Genomic DNA, 20507 nt, shown 5'->3' with positions numbered 1-20507 from the left:
CAGGGGGCATCCTTTTAGGTTGGCGTCTGGTTTTCGTCTTTGCATGCGCGTCGCCATTGCCGGAGCAGGACTCGCCGGCCTGTCCTGTGCCAAATACCTCTGCGATGCCGGCCATACGCCGGTGCTGCTCGAGGGGCGCAACGTGCTCGGCGGCAAGGTGGCGGCCTGGCAGGACGAAGACGGCGACTGGTACGAAACCGGCCTGCACATTTTCTTTGGGGCCTACCCCAACATGCTGCAGCTGTTCGCGGAGCTGGGCATCGAGGATCGCCTGCAGTGGAAGGATCACGCGATGATCTTCAACCAGAAGGAGGCGCCAGGCACCTACAGCCGTTTCGATTTCCCCGACCTTCCCGCCCCTCTCAACGGTGTTGCCGCCATCCTCGGCAACAACGACATGCTCACCTGGCCTGAGAAGATCGCCTTCGGGCTCGGCCTTGTGCCCGCCATGCTCCGCGGCCAGGACTACGTGGAGGAGTGCGACAAATACTCCTGGTCGGAATGGCTGCGCCTTCACAACATCCCTCAGCGAGTGAACGATGAAGTGTTCATCGCCATGAGCAAGGCGCTCAACTTCATCAATCCCGATGAAATCTCCTCAACGGTGATCCTCACGGCCCTCAACCGCTTCCTGCAGGAGAAGAACGGCTCGAAGATGGCCTTCCTCGACGGCAACCCCCCAGAGCGTCTCTGTGAGCCGATCGTGGCCTCGATACGGGAGCGCGGTGGCGAGGTGCACCTCGACAGCCCCCTGCGCGAGATCCGCCTGGCCGCCGATGGCAGCGTGCGCAGCTTCCGGATCGGGGGCATCCAGGGCCAGCCCGGCCGTGAGGTGGAGGCGGATGCCTACGTCAGCGCCCTGCCGGTGGATCCGCTCAAGCTCCTGCTACCGGATCCCTGGCGCCAGCTGCCCTACTTCCAGAAGCTCGACGGGCTCAAGGGGGTGCCGGTGATCAACATTCATCTCTGGTTCGATCGAAAACTCACCGCGATCGACCATCTTCTGTTCAGTCGTTCGGACCTGCTCAGCGTCTACGCCGACATGAGCAACACCTGCCGCGAGTACGCCGACCCCGACCGCTCCATGCTCGAGCTGGTTTTCGCCCCTGCGGCGGAGTGGATCGGCCGCAGCGATGACGACATCGTGGCCGCCACCCTCGAGGAGCTGCGCCGCCTCTTCCCCGACCACTTCAACGGCGACGACCAGGCCAAGCTGCGCAAGGCCCGGGTGGTCAAAACCCCCCTCTCCGTCTACAAGACCGTGCCCGGCTGCCAGCAGCTGCGGCCCTCGCAGCAATCGCCGATCGCCAACTTCTTCCTGGCCGGCGACTACACGATGCAGCGCTATCTGGCTTCGATGGAAGGGGCAGTCCTGAGCGGCAAGCTGTGCGCCGAGGCGGTCAGCCGGCAGGCGTCCGCGCTGGTGCAGCCGGTGGCGGTGTGAGCGTGCTGGCCGCTTCACCCACCGCCGCTTCCCTCCGCTCCGGCCTGAACCTGGAGCACGCCTACGAGGCCTGCCGCCAGGAAACCGCCCAGTGGGCCAAGACCTTCTATCTCGGCACCCTGCTGATGCCCCCCGCCAAGCGGCGGGCCATCTGGGCGATCTACGTGTGGTGCCGCCGCACCGACGAACTGATGGACAGCCCCCAGGCGCAGCGGCTGCCCACTGACCAACTCGCCGAGCGGCTCGATCGCTGGGAAGCCCGCACCCGCCGCCTGTTTGCTGGCGAGGTGCACGATGCGCTCGATCTGGCCATGGTGGACACCATCCAGCGCTATCCCCAGCCGCTCCAGCCCTACCTCGACATGATCGAGGGGCAGCGCATGGACTTGGTCTGCCATCGCTACGCCAGCTTCGATGAACTGCAGCTCTATTGCTATCGGGTGGCTGGCACCGTGGGCCTGATGACCCAGGAAGTGATGGGGCTTGATCCGGCCTACACCACGGCCCCCTGGAGCGAACGGCCCGACACCTCCGAAGCGGCGGTGGCCCTTGGCATCGCCAACCAGCTCACCAATATCCTGCGCGATGTGGGCGAAGACCGCAGCCGTGGCCGCATCTATCTGCCGCAGGAAGATCTGCAGCGCTTCAACTACTCGGAATCCGACCTGATGGCGGGGCTGCTCAATGAAAACTGGCGGGCCCTGATGGCCTTTCAGTTGCAACGCGCCCGCTACTGGTTCGGCCGTTCGGAGGCGGGGGTGCGCTGGCTGGCGGCCGATGCCCGCTGGCCGGTGTGGGCCTCGCTGCGGCTGTATCGCGGCATTCTCACAGTGATCGAGCAACTCAACTACGACGTTTTCAACCACCGGGCCTACGTTCCCAAGCCCTTCAAGCTGCTCGACCTGCCGCTCTCCTACGTGATCTCCCAGGCCCGCTGAACCTCTGCAGTGGCCCCGGCCTCCGCCTGCAGCCAGTCCAGCAGGATCGGATTCACCCGTTCGGGAGCTTCGTCATGAGGGCAGTGCCCCAACCCCGGCAGCACCTTCAGTTCCTGCACGCAGGGGAAGAGGCGCGCCCAGCATTCGGCTTCGGCTGGCGCTTCCCACGGATCCTCTGCTCCCCACAGCATGCGCACCGGCACGGTGAGCTCGGCAAGCAGCTCCGGTGCCAGGTGGTCGTCGAACAGGTTGACGAAGCCGCGGAAGCTCTCGGGCGCTCCGGCATCGGTACTGGGCCGGTGCAGCAGCTCCACCAGGGCGTCGTCGATGTTGGCGCCGCTGGGGTAGGCCCGCTCCAGCACCTGACGGATGAAGGCAGGCCGGGCCAGGGCGCGGAACAGGGGAGCCACCAGCCAGCGCTGCCGCACCAGTTGCTTCACCAGAGGACGGCTCCAGCGCTCCAGCAGCGGCAGTTCCGCCACGCGCTTTTCATCCAACGTGCGCTGGGCGCAGTCGATCAGGATCACCTGGGCCAGCGGAACGCCGCGGGCCATCAGCAGCTGGGCCGCCCTTAGGGCCACCACGCCGCCGATGGAATTGCCCACCAGATGCACGCGGGCGGAGGGAGCGTGCTGCAGGGCCACCTGCTGCACGAAATCCGCCACCTGCTCGGCCCACAGATCGAAGCAGTAGCGCACCGCTCCGGGCTGCTCGGCTTCATCGGCCAGGCGGGAGCGCGGCTTGTCGCTGGCGCCGAATCCGAGCAGATCGATGGCGCACACCGAGAAGCGGCTGGCGATCACCGGCAGGTTGTGGCGCCAGTGGCCCAGGCTCGCGCCGAACCCGTGGATCAGCACCACACGTTGAAGCCCCGCCGGTTCGGGGCCGGCGAGGCAGCGGTAGCGGATGGTGTGACCCTGCCAGGTCCAGGAGGAGGAGGCAGGGCTTGGCGCGGTGGAAGCCAGCGGGTGGGTCAAGGCAGCATCGCCGCCGACCGGCGGAACGGGGTGCTGGCTCAGACCGTGGTGGCTGTCTGGTTGGCCAGCAGGGATTTCAGTTTGGCGAGCTCACCGGCCCAACGCGGATCGGGGGCGCCTTCGGTGATGGTGTCACTGTGCACCACCTTGTTGACGGCCTTGCGGGCCGCCACGGGAGCGGCACCGCCGGCGGTGGGCCGGCGATCGCCGGTGCCGGGGCGGCTGTCACGGCGCTCGGAGCGCTCGATACGCAGGCTGTTGCCGCCGAAGTCGTGGCCGTTGAGCTGCTCGATCACGGTGTCGGCCAGTTTCTCATCCTCGACATTGGCGAAACCGAAACCACGGCAGGCACCCGTTTCCCTGTCCTGAACGGTCTTGAAGCGCACGCCCTCGGCGATGGAAGTGAACAGAGCATCGAGCTCGGCGGCATCGAAAGTCTGCGGCAGATTGCCGACGTAGAGACGAACACTCATGGGAGGAGGGGGGAGAGAAGGGAGGTGGCGGCCTGCGCCATCGGGTGAACGCACCGGCGAAACGCAGGGCAGCGCAGGAGGCGCCAAAGAGCGATCGGGGAGGTGTTTCTGACGTTCAGGAACTGGACGTCAACCGTTGCCGTTCGGGCTTCGATGAAGCGATGGAAGATGCCTGTACACAGAGCAGTCAATCACGGCGCCGGTCCAGCCAGCCAGCGACGCGCCGCCGCCAGGGCCTCCTCGCTGCTCTCCAGGCGGCCGAAGGCGCGCTCGATCGTCAGGTGGGCCAGCAGTTCGCCCAGCCGCCGTGACGGGGCCAGCCCCAGCCGCTGCTGCAGTTCCGTGCCGTCGAGCGGGGGCCTGGGATGAAAGAGAGGATCGCCCGGATCACGCCAGCGGGGCAGCCACTCCCGCGCAAACGGCAGCGGCAGCATGAGCAGCAGGGCGGGCAGGTCGTCCTCCAGGTCGCGGTGAAAGTGCACCTGCTCCCGTTCCGAGCCGAACGGGGCGGCGGGATCCCGCACCCCGCCGGGCCCCTCCAGCTGCGCCCGCCAGCTCCGCAGCAGACCGCAGCGCCGCTGCAGCGCCCGGCTGGCGTGCAGCCGCCCCCAGCTGGCGGCATCAAGCAGCGTGGCCAGGCGCGCCAGGGGCAGGGCCACGCGGGCTTCGTCTTCGCTCAGGCCCCTGGCGTGTGCCGTCGCCGGGGTGAGCTGTCGCAATGCGGCACCGGCGGCTTCATTGCCGGCTGCACTGCCTTCCACAGCGTCCGGCTGGCGCCAGGCGTCCAGCAGGCCGATCGTCAGCACCCGGGCCAGCCCTTCGCCGCCGCCGGCGCACGCCGCCAGCTTCTCCAGCTCCACCCGCACGCGCTCCACGGCTACTTGGTCGATCCGGCGGCTGTGGTGCTGGATCCAGGCTGCGCTGGTGGCGTCGAGGTGAAAGCCCAGTTCCGCGGCCAGTCGCTCACCTCGCAGCAGTCGCAGCGGGTCGTCCAGCAGGTTCGCTTCGCTCACGGCCCGGATCAGTCCCGCCGCCAGATCGGCCAGGCCGCCGCTCGGGTCGAGCAGCTGGCTGCTCGCCGCCAGGGGCAGGGCCAGGGCGTTGAGACAGAAGTCGCGGCGCAGCAGATCGGTGGCCAGGTCCGCGCCGGCCTGGCGGGCCAGATCCACGCTCCAGCCCCGGATCACCAGCCGGGCGATCGAGCGCTCCTGATCCAGCACCACGCAGCGACCACCGTGCTCCCGGCTCAGCCGCTCGCCCAGGGCAATGGCCTCCACCGGCACCACCAGATCGAGGTCGGGCCGCTCCCCCAGCCGCCCGAGCAGGCCATCGCGCACGGCGCCTCCCACCAGGGCGGTGCCCGCAGGGAAGGCCGCCGGAGGCACCGGCCAGCGTTCCGTCGCCAGGCGGCGGCGCAGCAGAGCCGTGGCGGCGGCCAGATCCAGAGGCACGCTGGCCTTGCCCGCCAGAATGGCTGCATTCGGAGACCACTCAGGCATGTGCATCTGCGTGGATTGCCACTGGGTGGACCGCTGCCAGGCCTATCACGCGGTGGAGCGCCAGCACGGCGTCGAGCATCTCGCCGTTGCCCCCGACTTTCGCCCGGTGGATCCACGCATCCATGTGCAGGTGATGGATCTGCCAGAGAACCGCGTGGGCGTGGAATGGGACGTGCGGTCCTGCGCCAGCTTCCAGGCTGAACCGGGCCGCTGGCAACGGCTGCGTCCTCTGGCGGCGGTCCCGCGGTGATGGACGCTCCTGCCTGGGGCCTGGCCCTGCACAGCAGCAGCGAGGTGCTGGGAGTGGCGCTCCAGTCGCTGCTGGAGCCGGAGACGCCGCCCTTGATCCACACCTTCCCGCTGGGGCGCCGGCTCTCCAACGATCTGCTCGCCTGCGTGGAGGAGGTATTGCCAGCCTGCCGCTGGCCGCAGCTGGCACGGCTGGCGGTGGCCACCGGGCCCGGTGGCTTCACTGGCACCCGGCTCACCGTGGTGATGGCCCGCACGCTGGCCCAGCAGCTGGCTCTGCCCCTGGATGGTGTCAGCAGTTTCCTGCTGGTGGCGCGGCGCCTCTGGCAGGACGGAGAGCCGCTGACGGCCGCCGATCCGTTCTGGCTGCTGCACGAGCTGCCGCGCCGAGGTGTGGTGGCGGGTGCCTACGTGCTCGATGCAGGGGCTCCAGGGGGGGTGGTGGAGCGCCAGCCGCCGCGTCTGTTCGCCGACGCCGATGCCGTGCCTCCTGGCCCACGGCTGCCGGCGGTGGTGGAAGCCAGAGCTGATGTGGCCCAGTTGCTCGCCTTCAGCAAGGCGGCGGCGTTGGCCGGCGGGCCGGCCCCCTGGAGCACGGTGCTGCCGATCTATCCCACCAGCCCCGTGGGGGGAGAGGGTTGATGCGCCGCCTGGTGCTGCTGACGTTGCTGACGGCGGGCAGCTTCTGGCTGGGACGTTCCCTGCTGCTGCCGCCGGCTTCGTCGCCCCAGCTCATCCTCGTGCTGGGCGGTGACGTGAAGCGCGAGAAGGTGGCCGGGCGCTTGGCGACTCAATACCGTCTGCCGGTGGTGGTCAGCGGCGGCAGCAACCCGGAATACGCCCGCTGGCTGTTCGATCAGGAAGGCCTGCGGCAGCAGCAATACCGGCTGGATTACCGCGCCCATGACACGCTTTCCAACTTCACCACCGTGGTGGATGATCTGCGCCGGGGCGGCATCCGTCACGTGCTGCTGGTCACCAGCAGTGATCACATGGACCGGGCCCTGCTGGTCGGCCGGGTGGTGGCCGGCAGCCGCGGCATCCAGCTCACGCCCGTGGCGGTCTCCTGCGGGGAGCACTGCCATCCTGAGAGCCTCACCAAGCGCTGGGGCGACGGCCTGCGGGCCGTGGTGTGGGTGCTCAGCGGGCGGGATCTGAAGAACTGGGCGCAAGCGCAGCACGCTCAGACCCGGGCCTGATCAGGCCCTCGTTCAGCAAGGCATTGATCTGGTCCTGGCAGGCCTGGGTGGTCGCCAGGAGGTCTTCACGACGGCGCGAGGCGGGCGGCGGGATCGGCTGGCCGATACGGATGTGGATCGGCACCAGGCGTGGCCAGGTACGGCCTGCGCCCATGGCCCGGTGGCTGTTGACGATCGCCACCGGTAGCAGGGGCACGCCGGCCCGTGCCGCCAGCAGAGCAGCGCCCGCCTGCGGCTGGTTGACGCGGCCGTCCAGCTGCCGGGTGCCATCGATGAACACCCCGGTGGCCCAGCCCTGGGCCAGCCGTGCTGTGGCGACCCGAATGGCTTCGCGGTCGCTGGCCCCCCGCTGCACCGGGTAGGCCCCGCAGGCGCGAATGATCGGGCCCAGCAGGGGGACCCTGAACAGCTCTGCTTTTGCCATGAAGGCCACGGGTCGGCCCAAGGCGTGGCCCAGCAACGGCGGGTCGAAGTGGGAGCCGTGGTTGGCCACCACCACCAGTGCACCCTCCGTGGGCACATTTCGATTGCCGCTGGTGCGCCCACGGAACAGGATCCGGTAGAGCGGGAACACCAGCAAATAGCTGATCAGCCGGTAGGTAAGGCTGGGGCGGGGATTCAACAGCGCCAGCGGATCGGAGGAATCCAGCCCTTTGGATTCGCTCAAAGCGCCAGGTCGGCCGCCGCGCCGATCTGGGCGGTGGCGAGGCCGGGGACTGCCCGGCGCAGCAGGCCGCTCAGCACGTTGCCCGGCCCGACCTCCACCACGGTTTCGATCGCTAGCCGCGGGAACTGGTCCATGGTTTCGCGCCAGCGCACCCCCGTGACCATCTGCTCGCTCAGGCGCTCCTTGAGCAGGGCGCCGTCAGTGGCCGGGGTGGGATCGGTGTTGCTGAGCACCGGAATGGCCGCATTGGCGAATGGGACCTGCTCCAGGAGCTGGCGAAAGGCGGCCGCGGCTTCTGCCATGAAGGGGGAATGGAAGGCCCCCGACACAGCCAAGGGGATCGCCCGCTTGCAGTTGATTCTCTGGCACAGGGCCTGAACTGCCTCGGTGCTGCCGGAGAGCACCACTTGGGAGGCGCTGTTGTCGTTGGCGATCACCACCCCTTCGCTGGCGGCGATCCGTTCGTCCAGCTCCTCCCGGTTGAAGCCGATCACGGCGGTCATCGACCCGCCACCTGCGGCGGCCATCAGCTCGCTTCGCTGCCGCATCAGGGCCAGGCCTGCCTCAAGGTCGAAGACACCAGCGGCGTAGAGCGCCACCAGCTCCCCAAGGCTGTGTCCGGCCACAAGATGGGCGCAGCGGCCCATCCCCTTGAGCGCATCGACCAGCAGGCTTTCCAGCACGAACAGGGCCGGCTGGCTGTTGCGGGTGTCGTTCAGGTCGGCCGGTGCGGTGGGATCACTGAGCGGTTCACCGGCGCAGATCGCCAGCAGATCCCTGCCCAGGAGATCCGAAGCAGAAGCAAACCGCTCGCGCGCTCCGGGCAGGTCGAGCAGATCGCCCACCATTCCCAGCTTCTGCGATCCCTGGCCGGGAAACACCCAGGCAATGCCCATCCTGTTCGTCTTGAACGGAATCTGAGATTACGGCGACGCCCTGGCCAGCCCCCTCAGCCGCCGGGTCCACGCCAGCGGAGCAGCGCCGCTCCCCAGCTCAGCCCGGCGCCGAAGCCACTGCTGGCGATCAGGTGGCCAGGCTGGATGCGGCCATCACGTACCGCTTCATCGAGCATCAGCGGGATCGTGGCGGCAGAGGTGTTGCCGTAGGCCGCCAGGTTGCTGAGCACCCGCTGGTTGGGAATGGCGAAACGCTGGGCCACCGCATCGAGGATGCGCTGGTTGGCCTGATGCAGCAGCAGCCAGTCGAGCTCGGCCGCGGTGGTGCCAGTGGCGGCGAGCAGCTCCTGCAGCACGGCCGGCACTTCCTTGACGGCGAACTTGTACACCTCCTGGCCGTTCATGTGGATCGGCGCGAAGCCTCCGCGCTGGGCCGTGTGGCCGTCGAGCAGCGCCTGCCGCTCCTCCCGCTGCGCCAGGGTCAGGCAGGCGGCGCGGCGGCCGTCAGAACGCATGCGGAAGCCCAGCAGGCCATCCCGCTCGCCTTCACAGGCCTCCACGGCGATGGCGGCGGCGGCGTCGCCGAACAGCACGCAGGTGCGCCGGTCGTCCCAGTCGACCCAGCGGCTGAGCTGGTCGGCCCCGATCACCAGCACCTTGCGCGCGCTACCGGCGCGGATGTATTGGGCTGCGGTGATCAGGGCGAAGAGAAAGCCGCTGCAGGCGGCTGTGAGATCGAAGGCCACGGCGTTGGTGGCCCCCAGCCCCGCCTGCACCCGCGGCGCGGTGCCGAACAGATCGTCCGGGCTGGAGGTGGCCAGCAGGATCAGATCCACCGTCTCCGCCGACCAGCCGGCGTGATCAAGGGCGTTGCGGGCGGCGGCTGTGGCCATCGACGTCACCGTTTCCGTGGGCCCGGCCACACGGCGCGCAGCGATGCCGGTGCGGCTGCGGATCCACTCATCGTTGGTGTCGACGCGAAGGCTCAGCGCGTCGTTGCTGACGATCAGAGCGGGGAGCGAACTGCCGCATCCCACGAGCGCCATGCCTGCGCCCATCCGGCCAAGCGCCACCGACTCACCCACGGTTCGGCTCAGTCAACCACAGGCAGGAACGGAGCTCTCCTCGCTGCTGAGCTTGTGCAGATCTTCCATCACCCCATGGCTGGCGGCCAGGTGCGCCAGACGCAGCGCGCTGACCACCGAAAGGGCCTTGCTGCTGCCGTGGCCGATCACGCAGACCCCATTGACGCCGAGCAGCAGGGCGCCGCCGTGCTCGGCATGGTCGAGGCGCTTCTTGATCCGCACCAGGTTGCTGCGCAGGAAGGCGGAGCCCACCTTGCCGCGCCTGCCCCGGGGCAGTTCGGCCCGCAGCACATCGAGCAGCACGCTGCCCACCGACTCCAGGAACTTGAGCAGCACGTTGCCGGTGTAGCCGTCGCAGACCACCACATCGAAGCTGCCGGAGAGGACGTCGCGGCCTTCGCAGTTGCCGGCGAAGCGCAGCCGCTGCTCGGCAGCGAGCAGGGCGTAGGCCTTGATGGTGAGCTCGTTGCCCTTGCAGGCCTCCTCGCCGATGTTCAGCAGGCCGATGCGGGGCTGGGGGATGCCGAGCACGTCGCGGCTGTAGATGCTGCCCAGCAGGGCGAACTGCTGCAGGTACACCGGCTTGCAGTCCATGTTGGCGCCCACGTCGAGCACAAGCACCTGCCGGCCCGGGTCCTTGGTGGGGAAGAGGGCGCCGATGGCGGGGCGGTCGATGCCCTTGAGCCGGCCGAGCCGGAAGATCGCCGAGGCCATCACGGCTCCGGAGTTGCCGGCGGAGTACACCGCCGCCGCCTCACCGCTCTTGACCAGGTCCATGGCCATGTTGATGCTGGCGTCGCGCTTGCGGCGCACCACCGTGGCTTCCTCGTCCATGCCCACCGAAGGGCCGCTGGCGACCAGCTGCAGCAGCCCGGCCTGCAGGCTCTCGCGCAGGTCGTCTTCCAGGTTCAGGGCGGCCGCGGCCTGCTGCACCGCCGCGGCTTCGGCCACGAAGCGGATCTTCACCGGCAGGCAGCGCACGGCGGCCAGGCAGCCCTCGAGGATCGGGCCGGGGGCATGGTCTCCCCCCATGCCGTCGACGGCCATCCAGATGCGGTCACGGTCGCGGATCGGGGCGGACCCATCGCCACCGGTCTGCAGGCGCCGGCGGGGGTAGCTCATCAGCGGGTGCAGCACTGTGCCGGCAACCGATCCCGCCATGGTGCCGGCGGAGGAGGCCACCGAACCTGCCGCCGAGGCCATCGAGCCGGCCACCGAGGCGGCGGCGGAAGCAGCGGAGGCGGCAGTGCTGGCTGAGGAGGTGGCCGTGTCAACCAGGCTGGTGACCGTCGCATTGCGGCGATACCAGACCACCAGCCGGCGGATCGCGCGGCTGGGTTTGGCGCGGCGTTGTCTCAGTTCTGAATCAGAGTCCTTCGGAGGCAACGGCTTCCACGATGCGCTGGAACAGGTAACCCGTACCCCGTGCGGTGAGGATCAGCTCGGGGTTGGCTGGATCATCTTCCAGTTTGGAACGCAGCCGTGAGATGTGGACATCCACCACCCGGGTGTCCACGTGACGCTCGGGGGTATAGCCCCAGACCTCCTTGAGAATCTCGCCGCGGCTGAAGGGCTCACCCGAACGGCTGACCAGCAGCTCCAGCAGGCTGAACTCCATGCCGGTGAGGCGGATGCGCTCTTCGCCCCGGTACACCTGGCGCTTGTTGGTGTCGATGCGCAGCTCGTTGACCTGGATCACGCCGGAGTTGGGGATGCCTACCACCTGCTCCTTCTCCACCCGGCGCAGCACGCAGCGGATGCGGGCCTCCAGCTCCTTCGGGCTGAAGGGCTTCACCACGTAGTCGTCGGCACCGAGCTCCAGACCGGTGATGCGGTCGGCCACATCGCCCAGAGCGGTGAGCATCACGATCGGCACATCGGATTCCTTACGGAGCTCCTGGCAGACGCCATAGCCGTCGAGCTTGGGCATCATCACGTCGAGCACCACCAGATCCGGGCTGGAATGGCGGAAGGCCTCAAGCGCCTCCACGCCGTCACAGGCGGTGACGACGTCGTAGCCGATCATCGTGAGGCGGGTTTCGAGAATCCTGCGGATGCTCGCCTCGTCGTCAACGACCAGGATGGTTTCCTTGGCGGAGGAGGAAGCCGTCATGGTTGCGCCGGCCTGGGTACACAAGTCCTGACCACTGAACTGGTCGGAGGGGCGGCAAATTCACCCAACGCCACCATTCTTCACACACCGCCGTGGCCCGATCCGCACCGCTGTTCATCTGCCAGGCCTGTGGAGCTCAGACCCGCCAGTTCTTCGGCCGCTGCCATGGCTGCGGTGCCTGGAACACGCTGGTGGAACAGAGCGGCCCCGCCGCTGATGGCCGCCGCCGCCGCGCCGCCCCTGAGGGCGCGCCTGCCCGTACCGGTGCGGGCGAGAAGGCGGCCCTGGCCCCAGGGCGTCCCCGGCGCTCGGAATCGATCCTGATGGCGGTGGAGCGGCCGCTCCAGCGGTTGCCCAGCGGCTTCGCCGAGTTCGATCGGGTGCTGGGCGGCGGGCTGGTGCCCGGGGCGCTGGTTCTGGTGGGGGGCGATCCCGGCATCGGCAAATCCACCCTGCTGCTGCAGAGCGCCCAGGCGCTGGCCGCCATCACCTCGGTGCTCTACGTGAGCGCCGAGGAGTCGGCGCAGCAGGTTCGCCTGCGCTGGAGCCGGCTCGCCCCGCCAGATGCCGGCGCTGCGGAGCAGCCGGTTGGGGCCGATGGGGCCGTGCCGGCGGGTGCCGGGCTGCAGCTGCTGGCGGAAACCGATCTGGAGCTGGTGCTGCAGGAGCTTGAGGCGCTGCGGCCGGCGGTGGCGATCATCGACAGCATCCAGGCCCTGCATGACGACCAGCTCAGCAGCGCGCCGGGATCGGTCGCCCAGGTGCGCGAATGCGCCGGTGCCCTGCAACGGCTGGCCAAGCGCCAGGACACCGCCCTGCTGCTGGTGGGGCATGTCACCAAGGAGGGGATGCTGGCAGGGCCCAAGGTGCTCGAACACCTCGTCGATGCGGTGCTCACCTTCGAGGGCGACCGCTTCGCCAGCCACCGGCTGCTGCGGGCGGTCAAGAACCGCTTCGGTGCCACGCACGAACTGGGCCTGTTCGAGATGCGCGACCGGGGGCTGGCGGAAGTCACCAATCCCAGCGAGCTGTTCCTCGGCCATGACGGCCCCGCCGCCGGCACCGCCACGATCGTGGCCTGTGAAGGCACCCGCTCGCTGGTGGTCGAGCTGCAGGCCCTGGTGAGCACCACCAGCTATGCCAGCCCACGCCGCACGGCCACCGGCATCGGCATCAACCGGCTGCATCAGATCCTGGCCGTGCTTGAAAAGCACATGGGGCTGCCCCTCTCCCGCTTCGATTGCTACCTGGCGGTGGCCGGTGGCCTTGACGTGGAGGAGCCGGCGGCCGATCTCGGCGTGGCCGCGGCGGTGGTGGCCAGCTACCGCGATCTGACCCTGCCGGCCGGCACGGTGCTGGTAGGGGAGCTGGGGCTGGGGGGGCAGCTGCGGCCGGTGGGCCAGCTGGAGCTCCGCCTCCAGGAGGCGGCGCGGCTGGGGTTCCGCCGGGCGGTGGTGCCGCGCGGCAGCGGCCTCGGGGCGATCGCCGCCGGGCTTGATCTCCAGCTGCTGGAGGCCGCCACTGTGGCGGAGGCCCTGGTGGCCGGGCTGGGGTTTGACCCTGCAGCCGACTGAGCCGGGCCGGCGGCTCCACCCTGCCCCGGCCAGGCCACACCCCGCGCCGTGCAACGCCCTGCCCAGGCGCCCCGACGAGGCTCAGAAGTAGACGTCGACGTTGCCGCGCCCGCTGGTCTTGAGCCAGTTCTGGGCTTCGATGTAGTTGTTCGGCGCCATGCGGATCGCCTTGGTCCAGTAGTCGGCGGCGCGGGAGAAGCAGCGGTCCGACTCATCGGTGTCGCCCCGTTCTTCCGCCAGGGAGCCGAGGTGGTGGTGAATCACCGCGATGTTGTTGAGGGCCTGCGGCATGTGCTGGTTGAGATCCAGCGCCTGCTCGTAGAACTCCAGCGCCTTCTGGTGATCGCCGTTGCTGGTGAACACCAGCGCCATGTTGTAGAGGATGAAGGCCTTGTCGTTGGGGTCGTCCTCCAGCTTCAGGGCTTCCTCGTAGTTCTCCAGCGCTTCGGCATATTCGCCGTCGCCCTGGGCGCTCATGCCGTCGCGGTAGTACGCGAAAGCCTCCTTCGCCCGCCGGTTGGTGGGAATCACCTTGAGGATCAGGTCCGCCATGACCGTGAAGCTCTTGTCGATGAAGTTGTCGTTGCGTTGGCTGCGGGGCACGGGAACGGTCTGGTTTGTGGACCCATCCTGACGCCTGCGCGGCGAGCCAGCTTCTGCCGGAGGCCATCCCTAGCCTGAAACCCAGCTGCCGATCCCAGTGGTTCAGGTTTCCCCCGGCCCCGCCGTCTCACCGCTTCCGGCTGCACCGTCTCCCCGCCCCCTGGTGCCGGTGCTGCTCGAGGTGGACGGCATGAAGTGCGGGGGCTGCGTGCGTGCCGTGGAGAAGCGCCTGCTGGCCGTGCCCGGTGTGCACCAGGCAAGCGTGAACCTGCTCACCCACACCGCCTGGGTGGGCCTGGCCGCTCCTGTCGAGGCCGCGCAGCCAGGCCTCGACACCCAGGTGGCGGCCCTGCTGGCCAGCCTGGAGGGGCTCGGCTTTGCGGCACGCCTGCGTGATCAGTCGCTGCCGGCACCCACGGCGGCCGAGCTGGCCCAGCGCCATCGTTGGTGGCTGGAGTGGCGCCAGCTGATCGCGGCGCTGACGCTGCTGGTGGTGTCGGTGCTGGGCCATCTGGCGGAGGCGGGCAGCCTGCCGGCATCGCTGCTGGCGTCCCCGCTCGGAGCCCTGCTGGCGGCGCTCTGGTTCCACGCCCTCGTGGCCACCCTGGCCCTGGCGCTGCCGGGTCGTTCGATCCTGGTGCGCGGCGCCCTGAGCGCCTGGCACCGCATGCCCAGCATGGACACCCTGGTGGGCCTGGGCATGGGCAGCGCCTACCTCGCCAGCCTGGCGGCCCTGCTCTGGCCGGCGGCGGGCTGGCCCTGTTTTTTCAATGAGCCGGTGATGCTGCTCGGCTTCGTGCTGCTGGGCCGCTTCCTGGAGGAACGGGCCCGCTTCCGCACCGGCCGGGCGCTGGAGCAGCTGGCCCAGCTCCAACCCGAAACGGCGCTGCTGCTGGTGGGCGATGGCCCCCCGCGAGAGGTGCGGGTGGGAGGGCTGCGGCCCGCTGATCGGTTGCAACTGCTGCCGGGCGACCGGGTGCCGGTGGATGGGGTGGTGCTGGAGGGCTGCTCGGCGGTGGATGTGTCGAGTCTCACCGGCGAGCCCCTGCCGCTGGAGGCCCGCCCGGGCTGTGAGCTGGCGGCCGGCATGCTCAACCTGCAGGCGCCGCTGGTGCTGGAGGTGACCCGCGCCGGTGCAGAGACGGCCCTGGCCCGGATCATTGCGCTGGTCGAGCAGGCCCAGGCCCGCAAGGCGCCGATACAGCGCCTGGTGGACCGGGTGGCCGGCCGTTTCACCGTGCTGGTGCTTGTTCTCGCCCTGGCCACCTTCCTGTTCTGGTGGCTGTGGGGCACCCGCCTGTGGCCGGACGTGCTGATGGTGGCTCCGCTGCTGGGCCATGGGGCCGGGGCTGCTCACAGCTTCGGTGGGCACGGCCTTGGTGGTATGGGCATGGGAGGTTCCAGCCACGGGCTGGCGGGGGCCGCCGCCGAGACCCCGTTCAGCCTGGCCCTGCAGCTGGCGATTTCCGTGCTGGTGGTGGCCTGCCCCTGTGCGTTGGGCCTGGCCACCCCCACGGCGATCACAGTCGGCTCAGGGCTGGCGGCCCGGGCTGGTGTGCTGTTCCGGGGCGGCGATGCGATCGAGACCGCCGCGCGTCTGCAGGCGGTGCTGTTCGACAAGACCGGCACGCTCACCCTGGGCCGCCCCCTGGTGGTGGCGATCGAACTGTCCCCCACGGATCCAGCTCACCAGCTGGCGGGCGAGCTGGTCGACGCCGATGCCCTGATCCGTGTGGCGGCCAGCCTGGAGCAGCAGACCCGCCACCCGCTCGCCCATGCCCTGCTGCAGGAGGCGGAGCGCCGCCAGCTTCCTCTCTGGCCGGTGAGCACCTGCGTCACCTTCGCCGGGGCCGGGGTGGAGGGGGAACTGGAAGGGGTCAGCGGCCCTTGCCGGGTGGGTCGCCTCGACTGGCTGGAGCGGCGAGGGGTTGCTCTGGGCGCTCCGCTCCGCCAGCGGCTCACAGCACTGGAGGCCGACGGCGGCTCGGTGTTGGCCGTGGCGGTCGGCAACCACCTGCTGGGCCTCGTGGCGGTGCACGACCAACCGCGCGCCGATGCGGTCGCCACCGTGCAGGAGCTCGGTGCCATGGGGCTGAACCTCGGCGTGCTCAGCGGTGACCGGCAGCCTGCCGTGCGGCGCCTCGGTGAACGGCTCGGCTTGCCGGACGACGCCCTTGCCTGGGAACTGCGCCCCGAGCAGAAGCTCGACCAGATCGTGCGCTGGCAGCAGTTGGGGCCGGTGGCGATGGTGGGCGATGGCATCAACGATGCGCCCGCTCTGGCGGCGGCCGATCTCGGCATCGCCGTGGGCACCGGCACCCAGATCGCTCAGGACACCGCCGATCTGGTGATCCTTGGCGACCGCTTGTCCTCGCTCGTGCTGGCGCTGCAGCTGGCGCGGCGCACGCTGGCCAAGGTGCGCCAGAATCTTTTCTGGGCCTTCGGCTACAACCTTGTGGTGCTGCCGATCGCCGCCGGCGCCCTGCTGCCAGGCTTCGGTGTGGTGCTCTCCCCACCCCTGGCGGCCCTGCTGATGGCGATGAGCTCGATCACCGTGGTGGTGAACGCGCTGCTGCTGCATGGTCCAGCCTGACCCCGATCGCCCCAGGGGGCGCTTTCTCGTGCTGGAGGGCATCGATGGCTGTGGCAAGACCACCCAGCTCGAACGCCTGCAGGCCTGGTTGCCCAGCAGCGGCCTGCTGGCGCCCGGGGCGGAGCTGGTGGTGTGCCGCGAGCCGGGAGGGACGCCGCTGGGCCAGGCGCTGCGGCAGCTGCTGCTGCATCCGCCGGAGGCGGCCAGCCCCTGCCCCACCGCGGAACTGCTGCTTTATGCGGCCGACCGCGCCCAGCACGTGGAGGCCCGCATCGCGCCCGCCCTGGCGGCGGGCCACTGGGTGATCAGCGACCGCTTTGCCGGCTCCACGGCCGCCTACCAGGGCTATGGCCGTGGCCTGGATCTCGCGTTGATCGGCCAGCTGGAGGCCATCGCCACCGCCGGCCTGACGGCCGACCTCACCCTCTGGCTGGACCTGCCCCTGCCGCTCTCACTGGAGCGTCGCGGCCACCGGCCCGCCGATCGGATCGAGTCGGCGGGACTGCCCTTCCTGCAGCGGGTGGCTGGAGGATTCGCCCAGCTGGCGGCGCAGCGGGGCTGGGCGCGGGTGGAGGCTGCCGCTGCTCCCGAACAGGTGGCGGAAGCGATTGCGACACTGCTGCGGTGCCGTTTCGCCGCTGCTGGTGGCTGCGATGGCTGATCTGTTCGCCGACCTGATCGGCCAGCCCCAGGCCGTGGCCCTGCTTGCCGCGTCGCTGCAGCGCCAGCGGCTGGCGCCGGCCTACCTGTTCAGCGGGCCGGATGGGGTGGGACGGCGCCTGGCGGCTCTGCGCTTCCTCGAGGGCATTCTGGCTGGGGTCGCTGGCTCAGCCCCGCTGCGACGCCGGCTGGAGGAGGGCAACCACCCGGATCTGCTCTGGGTGGAGCCCACCTACCAGCACCAGGGCCAGCTGATCCCCCGTTCGGAGGCGATCGGCCAGGGAGTGGCGAAGCGGTCGCTGCCCCAGCTGCGCCTGGAGCAGGTGCGGGCGATCAGCCGTTTCCTGGCCCGTCGGCCGCTGGAGGGCGACCACTGCCTTGTGGTGATCGAGGCGGTGGAGATGATGGCGGAGGGGGCGGCCAATGCCCTGCTCAAAACCCTGGAAGAGCCCGGCAACGGGCTGCTCGTGCTGCTGACCAGCGCGCCCGAGCGCCTGCTGAGCACGATTCGCTCTCGTTGCCAGCAGATCGTGTTCAGCCGGCTGGATCCGGCCTCCCTGCAGGCGGTGCTGCACCGCCGCGCCGATCTCTCACCCGTGGCGGAGGGGCCAGAGGCCGCCGGCCTGATCGCGCTGGCGGCCGGCTCGCCGGGGGCGTTGCTGCGCCACCGGGAGCAATGGCAGGCCCTGCCACCGGGGCTGGCGGAGCGGCTGCTGGAGCGGCCGGGCCAACCGCTGGAGGCGCTGGCCCTGGCCCGTGAGCTCACCGAAGCCCTGGATCTGGATCTTCAGCTGTGGTTGCTCGATTGGTGGCAACTGCAGAGCTGGCGCCGCGATCTCTGTCAGGCCGATCAGCAGCGGATCGAGCGCCTCCGGCGCCAGTTGCAGGGGGCTGTGCAACCCCGGCTGGCCTGGGAAGTGGCACTGCTGGAGCTGGGCGGATCGCTGGTGTGAGCCTGGAGTTCCAGGGGGATCTGACCGCCACCTGCGCCACGCGCCCCTTGACGGACAACAGCGCGAAGCTCTCATCGGCGCCTGGGGAGTCTCTGAAGCAGCGCTCCGGCTGTGTCGGTGCCGCTTCAGCAGCAGATGGTCGGTGGAATCAGGCGGATTCGAGCGAGCGCAGCTGGTCGCGCGTGTCCTGCCGAAGCTCTCGCACCAGCCGCTCCTGCTGTTCCAGCTGGGGGCCAGTGGGCAGTTCCAGGCAGTAGCCGGCTCCGTAGACCGTTTTGATGAACCGGGGTTTGCGCGGTTCGGGTTCGAGCTTGGTGCGCAGGTGGCGCACGTGTACCCGGATGGTCTCGATGTCGTCGTCGGGCTCGTAGCCCCACACTTCCTTGAGGATGAGCGAGGGGGCCACGGTCTGACCGTGACGCTGGAGCAGGCAGTGGAGCAGTTCGAACTCCAGGTGGGTGAGCCGGACGGCTTGATCGAACCAGATGGCCTCGAACCGCTCGGGCACCAGGGTGAGAGGCCCGAAATTGAGAATCTCGTTGTGTTTTTCGGCCAGAGGGGCGCGATCGATGCGCCGCAGCAGTGCTTTCACCCGCACCAGCAGCTCTTCGAGATCGAAGGGCTTGGTCAGGTAGTCGTCGGCGCCGGAGTTGAAGCCGCTCACCTTGTCTTTGGTGCCGCCGAGCGCCGTGATCATCATGATCGGGATCCCGGCCGTGCGCTCATCGCGGCGCAGGCGCTGGCAGAGGGTGAGGCCATCCACCTTGGGCAGCATCAGATCGAGCAGGATCAGGTCGGGATGGGCCTGCAGGGCCAGGGCCTGGCCCTTGATGCCGTCTTCGGCGCATTCCACCTGGAAGCCGCCGTGCATCAGATGGGCAGCCACCAGCTCACGCATGTCCCTGTCGTCTTCGATCAGCAGGATGCAGGGCTTCATGGGCGGCGCAGGGCGGGTGACAGCGGCAATCCGTTGGATTCGAAGAGGCCGTATGAGCTGCTTTCGCAGAAGTATGGAACACGATCCTGGCAACCGCTCCACTGGAACGTGAACAACCGGCAGGCAGCGCTGCGGCAAGGCGAACAGGAACTCCCCGGGCAGGATTCGAACCTGCGACCAATCGGTTAACAGCCGACCGCTCTACCGCTGAGCTACCGAGGATGGCAACCCGGTGAACCTACCCCTCGGTCGCGCCGCCAGGCAAGAGGGAGACCCTGCCGCGAAGGCGCCGGCACAGTTCCGGCCCGTCCTGCCAGCGGCCCATGCGCCCGCTTTCCATCAGCACGGCCCCGTCGCAGCGCTCGAGTTCCTCCAGCCGATGGGTGATCCAGAGGGCGGTGAGGGGTCGCTCCTGCCGGTGGCAGAGGCGATGGATCAACTCCAGAACCTCCGTCTGGCTGATTGGATCGAGCAGGGCGGTGGGTTCGTCGAGCAGCAGCAGGTCGGCACCGCTGGCGAGGGCACCGGCGATGGCCACCCGCTGTTTCTGGCCGCCGCTGAGCGTGTGGATCGGCCGCCCTTCCAGGCCAGGTAAGCCGACCTGGGCCAGGGCTTCGGCCACCCGCCAGCGCCGCTCCTCACGGCTGAGGCCCTCCGCCAACGAGAGCTGGAGGTCGGTGCCGCAGCTGGGCAGCAAGAGTTGGTGGTCGGGGTTCTGGAACACCAGAGCCGGCGTGCGCTGGCGGTGAATCCGCCCTCGCTGCGGATCGAGCAGCCCGGCGATCAGCCGCAGCAGGGTGCTCTTGCCGCTGCCGTTGCCCCCCACGAGCATCCACAGCCCTGGACGGGGCACCTCGAGGTTGATGTGGTCAAGGGCGAGGCTGCCGTTGGGCCAGCGGAACCCCAGGTTCTCCACCACCAGCGGAGGATCAGGGGCGGAGAAACCGGCGCTGGCATGGGCCGGTGGCGAGCTGGTCAACTGTCGACGCTGAAGCCGGGACGTTTGGTGCCGGTGCCACCCGCGGCCGAACGTTCGTAGAGCTGAACGGCCACCAGCTCACTGCTCAGCAGGCTGACCCGTTTCTCCTCGGCTTTCTCGCAGCTGAGTTCGAGCACGCGCGGTTGACCGCTCTCCAGGACCGCCTTGATCTGGCCATACAGGGCCTGGGCGTCGGCCAGTTCCTTGCGCTGGACCGAGACGGGCATGGGGCTGAGCTTGAGCGAGAGCTCGACGACGTACACGGCGGTTTCGGTGAGGGCAGCCGCCACTCTGGCGAATGGCGCGGCGCTGCGGTTTCCGCTGAAGGGCCGGCCGGCTCCCGGTTGGCTCCGGTTTGGCTCGGGGCTGGATTCAGGGCTGCTTCCGGTGCGGTTCAGACGACCGGGGCGGCCGCAAGGCCTGGGGCTGACAGAGCCGGTGAGTGCAAGTACTCATTGCCCCCGGGCCAGGGCGGCGGAAGCCCCGGCCACCGGCTGATTTCCGTACAGTGCCCTTGTAAAGCTTCATGAAGCCTCTTCATCATGACGATTGCTGTAGGGCGCGCGCCTTCGGCTCGGGGATGGTTCGACGTCCTCGATGACTGGCTCAAGCGCGACCGCTTCGTGTTTGTCGGCTGGTCCGGTCTGCTGCTGTTCCCCACGGCCTAT

At 69.2% G+C, this 20507-nt stretch carries 21 protein-coding genes, 1 tRNA gene and 1 pseudogene; 10 read left to right on the top strand and 13 right to left on the bottom strand.

The features are described from left to right. Window positions 1-43 precede the first annotated feature (43 nt). Together pds and KBZ19_RS05065 are read left to right on the top strand one after the other, a co-directional pair. Window positions 44-1444 carry a 15-cis-phytoene desaturase gene (gene pds / locus KBZ19_RS05070; RefSeq protein ID WP_094511624.1) on the top strand — a complete coding sequence of 467 codons (1401 nt, stop codon included), beginning with the start codon at window positions 44-46 and terminating at the stop codon, window positions 1442-1444. Continuing rightward, entirely contained in the window at window positions 1441-2382 is a 942-nt protein-coding gene (locus KBZ19_RS05065; RefSeq protein ID WP_094512340.1) for a phytoene synthase, read from the top strand. The genes pds and KBZ19_RS05065 overlap by 4 nt, the downstream gene beginning before the upstream one ends. Here KBZ19_RS05065 and KBZ19_RS05060 read toward each other — a convergent pair. The 3 genes from KBZ19_RS05060 to KBZ19_RS05050 form a co-directional block, all read right to left on the bottom strand. Next, window positions 2358-3359, bottom strand: coding sequence for an alpha/beta fold hydrolase (locus tag KBZ19_RS05060; RefSeq protein WP_255100074.1), 1002 nt, complete (start codon window positions 3357-3359; stop codon window positions 2358-2360). The genes KBZ19_RS05065 and KBZ19_RS05060 overlap by 25 nt on opposite strands. 38 nt (window positions 3360-3397) lie before the next feature. After that, window positions 3398-3832 (bottom strand): RNA-binding protein, encoded by a 435-nt coding sequence (locus tag KBZ19_RS05055; protein WP_255100073.1) that lies wholly within the window; start codon window positions 3830-3832, stop codon window positions 3398-3400. Window positions 3833-4023: 191 nt separating this feature from the next. Further along, entirely contained in the window at window positions 4024-5283 is a 1260-nt protein-coding gene (locus tag KBZ19_RS05050) for a CCA tRNA nucleotidyltransferase (protein ID WP_255100072.1), read from the bottom strand. A 46-nt stretch (window positions 5284-5329) separates the two neighbouring features. Between KBZ19_RS05050 and KBZ19_RS05045 the strand changes: the two genes are divergently transcribed. From KBZ19_RS05045 to KBZ19_RS05035, 3 genes are read left to right on the top strand one after another with little or no spacing between them, the layout of a single operon-like run. Next, window positions 5330-5581, top strand: a complete 252-nt coding sequence (locus KBZ19_RS05045) for a Ycf34 family protein (RefSeq protein WP_094511615.1) — start codon at window positions 5330-5332, stop codon at window positions 5579-5581. Further along, a complete protein-coding gene (gene tsaB, locus KBZ19_RS05040) occupies window positions 5581-6222 on the top strand; it encodes a tRNA (adenosine(37)-N6)-threonylcarbamoyltransferase complex dimerization subunit type 1 TsaB (protein ID WP_255100071.1) in 642 nt (213 codons plus the stop codon). Before KBZ19_RS05045 ends, tsaB begins: the two co-directional genes overlap by 1 nt. Continuing rightward, window positions 6222-6779 (top strand): YdcF family protein, encoded by a 558-nt coding sequence (locus KBZ19_RS05035; protein WP_255100070.1) that lies wholly within the window; start codon window positions 6222-6224, stop codon window positions 6777-6779. The genes tsaB and KBZ19_RS05035 overlap by 1 nt, the downstream gene beginning before the upstream one ends. On the opposite strand, the gene KBZ19_RS05030 is transcribed toward KBZ19_RS05035, so the two are convergent. The 5 genes from KBZ19_RS05030 to rpaB are packed head-to-tail and all read right to left on the bottom strand — an operon-like array spanning window position 6721 to window position 11540. Next, entirely contained in the window at window positions 6721-7446 is a 726-nt protein-coding gene (locus tag KBZ19_RS05030) for a 1-acyl-sn-glycerol-3-phosphate acyltransferase (RefSeq protein ID WP_094511609.1), read from the bottom strand. The two genes, KBZ19_RS05035 and KBZ19_RS05030, sit on opposite strands and share 59 nt — an antisense overlap. Next, window positions 7443-8342 (bottom strand): ACP S-malonyltransferase, encoded by a 900-nt coding sequence (gene fabD / locus KBZ19_RS05025; RefSeq protein WP_094511607.1) that lies wholly within the window; start codon window positions 8340-8342, stop codon window positions 7443-7445. Before fabD ends, KBZ19_RS05030 begins: the two co-directional genes overlap by 4 nt. 53 nt (window positions 8343-8395) lie before the next feature. Then, complete coding sequence (locus KBZ19_RS05020; protein ID WP_094511605.1) at window positions 8396-9388, bottom strand: beta-ketoacyl-ACP synthase III; 993 nt, start codon at window positions 9386-9388, stop codon at window positions 8396-8398. A gap of 51 nt (window positions 9389-9439) precedes the next feature. Next, the gene (gene plsX / locus KBZ19_RS05015) at window positions 9440-10813 is read right to left on the bottom strand and encodes a phosphate acyltransferase PlsX (protein ID WP_255100069.1); all 1374 of its coding nucleotides are present in this window, start codon (window positions 10811-10813) and stop codon (window positions 9440-9442) included. Beyond that, on the bottom strand, window positions 10794-11540 hold the full coding sequence (gene rpaB, locus KBZ19_RS05010) for a response regulator transcription factor RpaB (protein ID WP_094511601.1): 747 nt from the start codon (window positions 11538-11540) through the stop codon (window positions 10794-10796). The genes plsX and rpaB overlap by 20 nt, the downstream gene beginning before the upstream one ends. A gap of 92 nt (window positions 11541-11632) precedes the next feature. Here rpaB and radA point away from each other — a divergent pair, with 92 nt between their 5' ends. Further along, window positions 11633-13114, top strand: coding sequence for a DNA repair protein RadA (gene radA, locus KBZ19_RS05005; RefSeq protein WP_255100068.1), 1482 nt, complete (start codon window positions 11633-11635; stop codon window positions 13112-13114). An 81-nt stretch (window positions 13115-13195) separates the two neighbouring features. On the opposite strand, the gene KBZ19_RS05000 is transcribed toward radA, so the two are convergent. Further along, entirely contained in the window at window positions 13196-13717 is a 522-nt protein-coding gene (locus KBZ19_RS05000) for a photosystem I assembly protein Ycf3 (protein ID WP_094511597.1), read from the bottom strand. 160 nt (window positions 13718-13877) lie between these two features. On the opposite strand from KBZ19_RS05000, the gene KBZ19_RS04995 reads away from it, so the two are divergent. From KBZ19_RS04995 to KBZ19_RS04985, 3 genes are read left to right on the top strand one after another with little or no spacing between them, the layout of a single operon-like run. Next, window positions 13878-16310, top strand: a complete 2433-nt coding sequence (locus tag KBZ19_RS04995) for a heavy metal translocating P-type ATPase (RefSeq protein ID WP_399220122.1) — start codon at window positions 13878-13880, stop codon at window positions 16308-16310. After that, complete coding sequence (gene tmk, locus KBZ19_RS04990) at window positions 16297-16971, top strand: dTMP kinase (RefSeq protein WP_255100066.1); 675 nt, start codon at window positions 16297-16299, stop codon at window positions 16969-16971. The genes KBZ19_RS04995 and tmk overlap by 14 nt, the downstream gene beginning before the upstream one ends. Continuing rightward, a complete protein-coding gene (locus KBZ19_RS04985) occupies window positions 16964-17923 on the top strand; it encodes a DNA polymerase III subunit delta' (RefSeq protein WP_255100064.1) in 960 nt (319 codons plus the stop codon). Before tmk ends, KBZ19_RS04985 begins: the two co-directional genes overlap by 8 nt. A 148-nt stretch (window positions 17924-18071) precedes the next feature. On the opposite strand, the gene KBZ19_RS04980 is transcribed toward KBZ19_RS04985, so the two are convergent. The 4 genes from KBZ19_RS04980 to KBZ19_RS04965 all read right to left on the bottom strand — a co-directional run bounded on the left by KBZ19_RS04980 (window position 18072) and on the right by KBZ19_RS04965 (window position 20102). After that, window positions 18072-18860, bottom strand: coding sequence for a response regulator transcription factor (locus KBZ19_RS04980; RefSeq protein WP_094511593.1), 789 nt, complete (start codon window positions 18858-18860; stop codon window positions 18072-18074). Between the two features lie 150 nt (window positions 18861-19010). Further along, window positions 19011-19082: transfer RNA gene (locus KBZ19_RS04975), tRNA-Asn, on the bottom strand. Between the two features lie 16 nt (window positions 19083-19098). Then, the gene (locus KBZ19_RS04970; RefSeq protein ID WP_094511591.1) at window positions 19099-19839 is read right to left on the bottom strand and encodes an ABC transporter ATP-binding protein; all 741 of its coding nucleotides are present in this window, start codon (window positions 19837-19839) and stop codon (window positions 19099-19101) included. Continuing rightward, complete coding sequence (locus tag KBZ19_RS04965; RefSeq protein WP_255100680.1) at window positions 19836-20102, bottom strand: hypothetical protein; 267 nt, start codon at window positions 20100-20102, stop codon at window positions 19836-19838. The genes KBZ19_RS04970 and KBZ19_RS04965 overlap by 4 nt, the downstream gene beginning before the upstream one ends. Before the next feature lie 279 nt (window positions 20103-20381). Between KBZ19_RS04965 and KBZ19_RS04960 the strand changes: the two are divergent. Further along, window positions 20382-20507, top strand: a pseudogene (locus KBZ19_RS04960) (photosystem II D2 protein (photosystem q(a) protein)); the annotation flags it as partial.

The sequence above is a fragment of the Synechococcus sp. L2F genome (assembly GCF_024345695.1).
In the GTDB taxonomy this organism is placed as follows: Bacteria; Cyanobacteriota; Cyanobacteriia; order PCC-6307; family Cyanobiaceae; genus MW101C3.
This window is presented reverse-complemented; position numbering and strand designations above follow the sequence as displayed.

What these genes read in the sequence shown, in the direction of transcription:
- KBZ19_RS05020 (WP_094511605.1), bottom strand. Translation starts at nt 9,388, where the DNA reads ATGGCGCTCGTGGGATGCGGCAGTTCGCTCCCCGCTCTGATCGTCAGC.
- KBZ19_RS05035 (WP_255100070.1), top strand. Translation starts at nt 6,222, where the DNA reads ATGCGCCGCCTGGTGCTGCTGACGTTGCTGACGGCGGGCAGCTTCTGG.
- fabD (WP_094511607.1), bottom strand. Translation starts at nt 8,342, where the DNA reads ATGGGCATTGCCTGGGTGTTTCCCGGCCAGGGATCGCAGAAGCTGGGA.
- KBZ19_RS04985 (WP_255100064.1), top strand. Translation starts at nt 16,964, where the DNA reads ATGGCTGATCTGTTCGCCGACCTGATCGGCCAGCCCCAGGCCGTGGCC.
- tsaB (WP_255100071.1), top strand. Translation starts at nt 5,581, where the DNA reads ATGGACGCTCCTGCCTGGGGCCTGGCCCTGCACAGCAGCAGCGAGGTG.
- KBZ19_RS04980 (WP_094511593.1), bottom strand. Translation starts at nt 18,860, where the DNA reads ATGAAGCCCTGCATCCTGCTGATCGAAGACGACAGGGACATGCGTGAG.
- pds (WP_094511624.1), top strand. Translation starts at nt 44, where the DNA reads ATGCGCGTCGCCATTGCCGGAGCAGGACTCGCCGGCCTGTCCTGTGCC.
- KBZ19_RS05045 (WP_094511615.1), top strand. Translation starts at nt 5,330, where the DNA reads ATGTGCATCTGCGTGGATTGCCACTGGGTGGACCGCTGCCAGGCCTAT.
- rpaB (WP_094511601.1), bottom strand. Translation starts at nt 11,540, where the DNA reads ATGACGGCTTCCTCCTCCGCCAAGGAAACCATCCTGGTCGTTGACGAC.
- tmk (WP_255100066.1), top strand. Translation starts at nt 16,297, where the DNA reads ATGGTCCAGCCTGACCCCGATCGCCCCAGGGGGCGCTTTCTCGTGCTG.
- KBZ19_RS05055 (WP_255100073.1), bottom strand. Translation starts at nt 3,832, where the DNA reads ATGAGTGTTCGTCTCTACGTCGGCAATCTGCCGCAGACTTTCGATGCC.